This is a genomic window from Microcoleus sp. (assembly GCF_049646505.1).
In the GTDB taxonomy this organism is placed as follows: Bacteria; Cyanobacteriota; Cyanobacteriia; order Cyanobacteriales; family Microcoleaceae; genus Microcoleus.
In genome coordinates this window covers 1-7,671 of record NZ_JBARVX010000208.1, presented here as the reverse complement: position 1 = coordinate 7,671, position 7,671 = coordinate 1, and the positions used below count along the sequence as shown (strand labels likewise).

The 7,671-nt window shown below is 46.9% G+C and carries 3 protein-coding genes; all 3 read left to right on the top strand.

Features of this window, described 5'->3' with window-relative positions; genetic code table 11:
* Positions 1-793: glycosyltransferase family 4 protein (locus WBA89_RS11330; RefSeq protein WP_424406409.1), on the top strand; the 793-nt coding region annotated here is incomplete at its 5' end.
* A 183-nt stretch (positions 794-976) separates the two neighbouring features.
* Positions 977-4,390, top strand: coding sequence for a protein NO VEIN domain-containing protein (locus WBA89_RS11325; protein ID WP_424406407.1), 3,414 nt, complete (start codon positions 977-979; stop codon positions 4,388-4,390).
* Positions 4,387-7,527: a DUF1156 domain-containing protein gene (locus WBA89_RS11320; RefSeq protein ID WP_424406405.1), complete on the top strand. Its 3,141-nt coding sequence runs from the start codon at positions 4,387-4,389 to the stop codon at positions 7,525-7,527. The genes WBA89_RS11325 and WBA89_RS11320 overlap by 4 nt, the downstream gene beginning before the upstream one ends.
* The last annotated feature ends 144 nt before the right edge of the window (positions 7,528-7,671 follow it).

Here is a 7,671-nt window from a genome sequence, read left to right as displayed (position 1 = left end):
GATTGCTGACGCCTTAGAAAAATTTGCCTACAGCACAGCCAGCCAAGTCAGCGTCATCGACAGCGGCTTTGTCAGCAAATTGCACTCTCAGGGAGTACCCCCAGAAAAAATAGTTTGCCTTCCCAATTGGGTTGATGTCAATTTCATTCGCCCCTTACCTAAAGAAAATAACCCCTTTCGGGAAACTCACAAACTCAAGGGCAAATTTGTCGTTCTGTATGCTGGAAATATTGCCCTAACTCAAGGCTTGCAAACAGTTGTCCAAGCAGCCGCTCGTTTGAAACACATAACCGAAATTGCTTTTGTAATTGTCGGAGAATCAACAGCACTAGCGCGCTTGCAAAAAGATTGCGAAACTTATAAAGCTACGAATGTAATGTTGCTACCCTTTGAACCGCGAGAAAAATTGCCGGAACTCTTAGCTGCTGCTGATGTGAGTTTAGTCGTACAAAAGCTGCGCGTTACTAACTTCAATATGCCTTCAAAAATTCAAGTAATTCTCGCCAGCGGTAGGGCAATTTTGGCATCGGTTCCAGAAACCGGTACGGCGCACAAAGCAGTCCAGCAAAGCGGTGGCGGGGTGGTGGTAGCGCCGGAAGATGCGGAGGCTTTGGCTGATGCGGTGGAGGATTTGTACCTGCATCCTGCTAAGGTGAATGCGTTGGGCGAGCAAGGCAGAAATTATGCTGTTGAGAATTACGGATTTGAGGAAGCTTTGAATCATTATGAGGCTTTATTTGCTGCGGTGGCTGCGAGTCACGGTGAGAAAATATTGGAGCCTTTGCCGAAATGATCGCTAGGGGCGATCGCTCCGGTAAATGAAATCGATCCAGTTGACAATATAAAATTAGTAATATGGGTGTAAAATAACAATTTAAAGTTTTATCACTGTGTACATAAAAAACTAAAATTAGCAAGCAAACAATATTAAATAAAATTCTGTTTTGAGAACAGAAAATTGATGCAAATAGAGCAAATGAAGTCCAATGTAATTCTGCGAGGCTCCCTCTTCCCAGAACCGGTCAAAGTAATTGTGGCAGTGCCGATGGGAGATGCCATTAAACTCACCGGCAAAGGAATCAATACCAACCAAGTCTACGAGTCCATTCTGTCCAAAGAACAGTTGGCTCAACTAGAATCTACCCCAGAACAAGAACCCTTTGACGGCAGGGCCCTGCATTTTAGGCTGGGGGTGGAAGCCCTGCGCTTGGGTTTAGCCTACGAATATGACCCTTATTTTGCCCTGGCGATCGCCCATGTAGACCCCCTGCCCCACCAACTAGAAGCCGTCTACGAATACTTTCTCAAACAACCCCGCATCCGCTTCCTACTAGCCGATGACCCCGGTGCTGGTAAAACCATCATGGCAGGATTGCTGCTGAAAGAACTCAAAGTCCGGGGCTTAGTCAGACGTACCTTAATTGTCACCCCAGCCAACCTCACCTTTCAATGGCAGCGAGAACTCAAAGACAAATTCCGCGAAGATTTTGAGGTAATTCGGGGCGATGTCCTGCGGGCAAATTACGGCTCTAACCCTTGGAAAGAAAAGAAACAAGTCATCACCTCAATATCCTGGGTTTCGCGCATTGAAGATGCCAAAAATAGTCTCCTGCGGAGTCATTGGGACTTAATCATTGTGGATGAAGCCCACAAGATGAGCGCCTATAGTTCCGATGATAAAACCTTGGCTTACAAACTCGGTGAAGAACTCTCCAAACTCACCGACCACTACTTATTAATGACCGCGACTCCTCATAAAGGCGACCCCAAAAACTTTTGTTTGTTCCTAGAACTTTTAGACCGCGATGTTTATGGCGATGTGACGAGTTTAGAAGAGGCAATGCGTCGGAACAATGCTCCGTTTTATCTGCGCCGCACCAAAGAAGCCCTCGTTACTTTCCCCGATACAGAGACAGGTCAAGCCAAAAAGCTATTTACTAATCGCAAAGTTGAAACCATCGACTTTCAAATTGATGAAGAAGAATTGGATTTCTATGACGACTTGACTAAATATGTAGAAGACCAGTCAATCAAAGCATCTGCCGATGATTCCGCCCGCGGTCGGGCATTGGGTTTTACGATGGCAATGTTGCAACGTCGTTTCGCGTCTAGTGTATACGCAGTCCGGCGAAGTTTAGAACGAATGCGCGATAAACGCCAACGGAGATTGGAAGACCCAGAGGCTTATCGCGCCGAACAGATTGCGAAGAAAGTTCCCGATGATTTTGATGAACTGACTGAAGCAGAACAGGAAAAAATTCTGGGAGATTTGGAAGGACTTGTCGCTTCAGTTGATCCGGTAGCATTGCAACAAGAAATCTATCAGTTGAACAAACTGATCGACCAAGCGCGGACTTTGGAAAAACGAGAAGTTGAATCGAAACTGGTCAAACTGAAAGAAGCTATTACCCAGAAAGGCATATTCCAAGATCCGCTGATGAAACTGTTGCTTTTCACCGAGCACAAAGACACCTTGGATTATTTGGTGGGTAAGCTGCGGGAGTGGGGACTGTCGGTGACTCAGATTCACGGGGGGATGAAAATTGGCGATCGCGATACGCCCAATACGCGAATTTATTCTGAACGGGAGTTTCGGGAAGATTGTCAGGTATTGGTGGCGACGGAAGCGGCGGGAGAAGGCATTAACTTGCAATTCTGCTGGTTTCTGATTAATTATGATATTCCCTGGAATCCGGTGCGTTTGGAACAGCGGATGGGTCGGATTCACCGTTACGGTCAGGATAAGGATTGTCTGATTTTTAACTTTGTTTCGACGAATACTCGCGAAGGACGGGTGTTGTGGAAGTTGTTTGAACGCATTCGGGCGATCGAGATTGACATCGATCCAGAACGCACTGGTAAAGTGTTTAATGTGTTGGGCGATATTTTTCCGGCCAATCAGCTAGAACGGATGATTCGGGAGATGTACGCTCACAACTTGACGGAAGATGTGATTCAGAACCGCATTGTCGAGCAAGTGGACACCGATCGCTTCCGCCGCCTCACCAATTCGGCTTTAGAAGGATTAGCCAAGCGAGAACTGAACTTAAGTGCGATTATTGGTAAATCAGCAGAAGCAAAAGAGCGACGTTTAGTGCCAGAAGTGATTGATGACTTTTTTGTGCAAGCGGCACCGATTTCGGGGATTCACCCCAAGGAAACGCGCCAGCATCAGAAGGTGTACCGCATTGGGCGAGTACCCCGTACTTTGTGGCCGATCGGCGAACGTTTGGAAACTCGCTTTGGCAAATTGGGCCATGAATACAAAAAGATTACGTTTGATAAACATAAGTTGACAGATGACCCAACCCTGGAATGGGTGACGCCCGGACATCCGCTGTTTGAGTGCGTGCGGGAAGATGTGCTAGCGCGGGTACAGGATGATTTGCGCCACGGGGCACTATTTTTCGATTTGCATCGCCACGATCCTGCGAGATTGGATGTGTTTTCGGGGGCGATCGCCGATGGACGCGGTAACAAGCTGCACGAACGTGTCTATGTGGTGCAGACAGAAATCGACGGGACAATGACCGTGCGACAGCCGACTTTGTTTTTAGATTTGGTGCCGGTAACTGATAGTACCAATTTGGTTGATGGTTTGCCAAACGATGCAGATTTACCCAGCCGCGACGAAACAGAACAAGCATTAGTAGAACAAGAATTGAACCGTTTTTTGATAGAGATTCGGACTCAACGAGAGCAGGAAGTTAAGACTATTTCTGACCACATGGAAATTAGTCTAAATACAATCATTGACAAAGTACAGTGTCAGTTTGCTGAGTTGATTTGCCGACAAGAATCTGGTGCCAAGGAATCTGGAATAGACGGCCGCATCAAACAAATGGAAGACCGATTGTTTGAGTTGAACGGGCGATTGGAAACGCGACGGGAGGAACTGGAAAAAGAGCGCAGTTGCACGATCGCCAATATTCAACATCACGGACGGGCTTGGGTACTTCCCCATCCCGAACGCACATCCCCTGAAATGGCTGCGATGGTTAGCGATCGCGAAATTGAGCGAATTGCAGTCGAGGCAGTTATTGCCTATGAAAATGCGAGGGGCTGGCTGGTGGTGAGTGTAGAAAAAGAGAATCGCGGCTTTGATTTAATCTCGCGCAAACCTCATTCAGAAGATCCAAATACGGCGATAGCGGTGAGGTTTATTGAGGTTAAAGGGCGATCGCGGGTGGGTGAAGTAGCCCTCACCAGCAACGAATACAAGACAGCAGAACGCTTAAAAAAAGACTACTGGCTGTATGTAGTCTTTAACTGTGCTTCTAGTCCCGAAGTGCATCCCATACAAGACCCCGTGCAGTTGGGGTGGGAAGCGTTAGTGAAGATTGAACATTATCACGTTGATGCAGAGAAAATTTTGGAGGCCAGCAAGTGAGTAACAAAACTAATTATCCCAAACGCCTGATCGAAGTTGACCTACCCATCAAGCAGATTTCCGCCCACGCCAGACGGGAAAAATCTATCCGTCACGGGCATATTTCCACCCTGCATATTTGGTGGGCGAGGCGACCTTTGGCTGCGTGTCGGGCGGTGATTTGTGCTTCGTTGTGGATCGATCCTGTTGATGAACTCTGCCCTCAAGAATTTCGGGATAAAGCAGCCAGCATTATTAATAATTTTGCTAAGAAAGTCGCGACGGATAAGGATTTAGCTAATCATTGTTCTACGGAAAATTGGAACAAATGGCAGGTTTTAGCTAAGCCAGACAATCAACTTGATGCTAACAATCCATCCCATCTAAATATATTGCGAAATAGTTTACTTGATTTTATCGCAGATTTTGCTAACTGGGATAATTCCACACAGCCAGACTATTTAGAAACCAGTCGCGCTTTAACTCAAGCAGCCCATGAAGCATTAGGCGGAGCTCCCGGAACTCGTCCCCTAGTTGTTGACCCCTTTGCTGGGGGTGGTTCGATACCTTTGGAAGCGTTGCGGGTGGGTGCGGATGCTTTTGCTTCTGACTTGAATCCGGTGGCGGTTTTGTTGAATAAGGTGGTGTTGGAATATATTCCTAAATACGGGCAGAAGTTAGCGGATGAAGTGCGGAAGTGGGGACAATGGGTTAAGGAAGAAGCAGAGAAGGAATTAGCGGAATTTTATCCGAAAGATGCTGAGGGAAATACGCCCATTGCTTATTTATGGGCTAGGACAATTATTTCTGAGGCGCCTGATGATGGGACGGGGATTCCTGTAGAAGTGCCGTTGATGCGTAGTCTTTGGTTGGCAAAGAAAGCTGGGAGATATAGGGCTTTGCGCTGGGTACGGGATGCTTCGGGTATTGTGCAAACTGAGACGATAGAAGTGACTTATGCCAATGGGGTAACGCGCAAGGTGCGCCGTGCTTTGTTGGAGATTTTTGAGCCGAAGAGTGAGAAGGAAGTTGCTCAGGGAACTGTGGCTAGGGGTTCGGCGACTTGTCCTGTGACGGGATATACAACGCCTGTAGCATCGACTAGAAGGCAGTTAAAAGAGCGCAAGGGTGGAGCAAATGATGCAAGACTTTTTTGTGTAGTAGTCACAAAGTCAAGTACACAGGGGAGGTTTTATCGGCTGCCAAGTTTGCAGGATTTAGAAGCAAATGAGAAAGCGGTTTTCAAATTGGAGAAATTACAAAGAGAGAATTTAGATTCTATCTCGCTAGTACCAGATGAAATATTACCTGTAATGAGTGGAGTATTTAACGCTCCAATTTATGGACATAGCACGTGGGGCAGCTTATTCACTCCGCGTCAGTCACTTGCATTGGTTACTTTATCAAAACTGGTGAAATATTCTGGCCATGTAAAAAATGAGCAAGACTTCGCAAAGGTCATCCAAACTTGCTTAGCACTTGCTGTGGATAGACAAGCAAATACCTTAACCTCTCTCTCTCGATGGCACACATCTGGTGAGAAGAATGAAGGATTATTTGCAAGACAAGCGATTCCTATGGTGTGGGATTTTTCGGAAGCTAATCCCTTGTCAGGTTCATCCGGCGACTTAGATGGTGCATTAGCATGGATATTTGATGTTTGCAAATCAAATGCTCATCTTGAAGGCACAGAAGGACAAACAGAACAAACCTCAGCTACCAATCTCTACTATCTTCCTGATGATTCCGCCCAATTCCTTTGCTCAGATCCACCGTATTACAATGCTGTACCCTATGCCGATTTATCTGATTTCTTTTACGTTTGGATGAAACGGAATTTAAAAGATTTATATCCTGATTTGTTTGCTAGTGAATTGTCTCCAAAAGACGAAGAGATTTGCCAAATGTCTGGCTGGGACTCTGTTCGATATCCTCATAAAGATGGGAAATGGTTTGAGGAGCAAATGGGCAAAGCAATGGCAGAAGGTCGGCGAGTAGTTGCTCCAAATGGCATCGGTTTAATTGTTTTTGCCCACAAATCCACAGCAGGATGGGAAGCCCAACTGCAAGCAATGATTGATGCAGGTTGGATTTTTACAGGCTCTTGGGCAATTGATACCGAGATGGGAAATCGGCTCAGAGCCATGAACTCCGCCGCCCTTGCATCCTCGGTTCATCTTGTCTGCCGCCCTAGAGAAAACCCTGATGGCACATTACACGAAGAAATTGGCGATTGGCGCGATGTATTGCAAGAACTACCGCAACGGATCAAAGAATGGATGCCGCGCCTCACGGATCAAGGCGTAGTCGGTGCCGATGCCATCTTTGCTTGTTTGGGCCCCGCCCTGGAAATCTTCTCCCGCTATTCCAGCGTCGAAAAAGCCAGTGGTGAAATTGTCACCCTGCGCGAATATCTCGAATATGTCTGGGCTGCGATTTCCAAAGAAGCACTCAGCACTATTTTCAAAGATGCAGATACTTCCAGCTTTGAAGAAGATGCTCGACTCACCGCCATGTGGTTGTGGACACTTTCATCAGGTGGTGGAGAAACAAGCAAGATGACTGTTCCACAAAGTGGTGGGAAAACAGGCAAGATGTCTGTTCCACAAGAGGAGGAAGATGTCAGCGATGATGATGAGGAAAGCACCGGCAAAAAAGCAAAAATCACAGGTTTTGGCCTCGAATATGATACCGCCCGCAAGATTGCTCAGGGACTCGGTGCTAACTTGGAAAACCTCACCAGTTTAGTACAAGTAAAGGGCGACAAAGCGCGATTGCTACCAGTCTCGGAGCGTTCCTCATATCTGTTCGGCAAAAACGCGGGCCAAGCCCCAGTCAAGCGCCCGAAAAAACAGCACAAGCAATTGAGTCTCTTTGATACACCAGAGAACACAGCCGATGAAGTGTCGGAAGATTGGGGCGATACTAATATTGAGAATCAAGGTAAAACTGTACTCGATCGCATCCACCAAACCATGATTTTATTTGCCGCTGGGCGCAGCGAAGCCCTCAAACGCTTCTTAGTCGATGATGGCGTGGGAAGTGACAAGCGCTTCTGGACATTAGCCCAGTCTCTCTCAGCCCTGTATCCCACGGGCACCGAGGAAAAGCGCTGGGTGGATGGAGTTTTAGCAAGGAAGAAAGGACTAGGATTTTAAATACATAGCCTTTCTTAGAAAGATGAGGTACTGTCGGGCATAGGGCATAGGGCATAGGGCATAGGGCATAGGGCCATAGGTATCAACTTAACGTCAAACCCATTCACAGACTGTTGTTTGACGATTAAGGCCAGATCCCCCTAG

Coding starts and splice junctions, on each gene's coding strand:
- WBA89_RS11325 (WP_424406407.1), top strand. CDS start 977: ATGAAGTCCAATGTAATTCTGCGAGGCTCCCTCTTCCCAGAACCGGTC.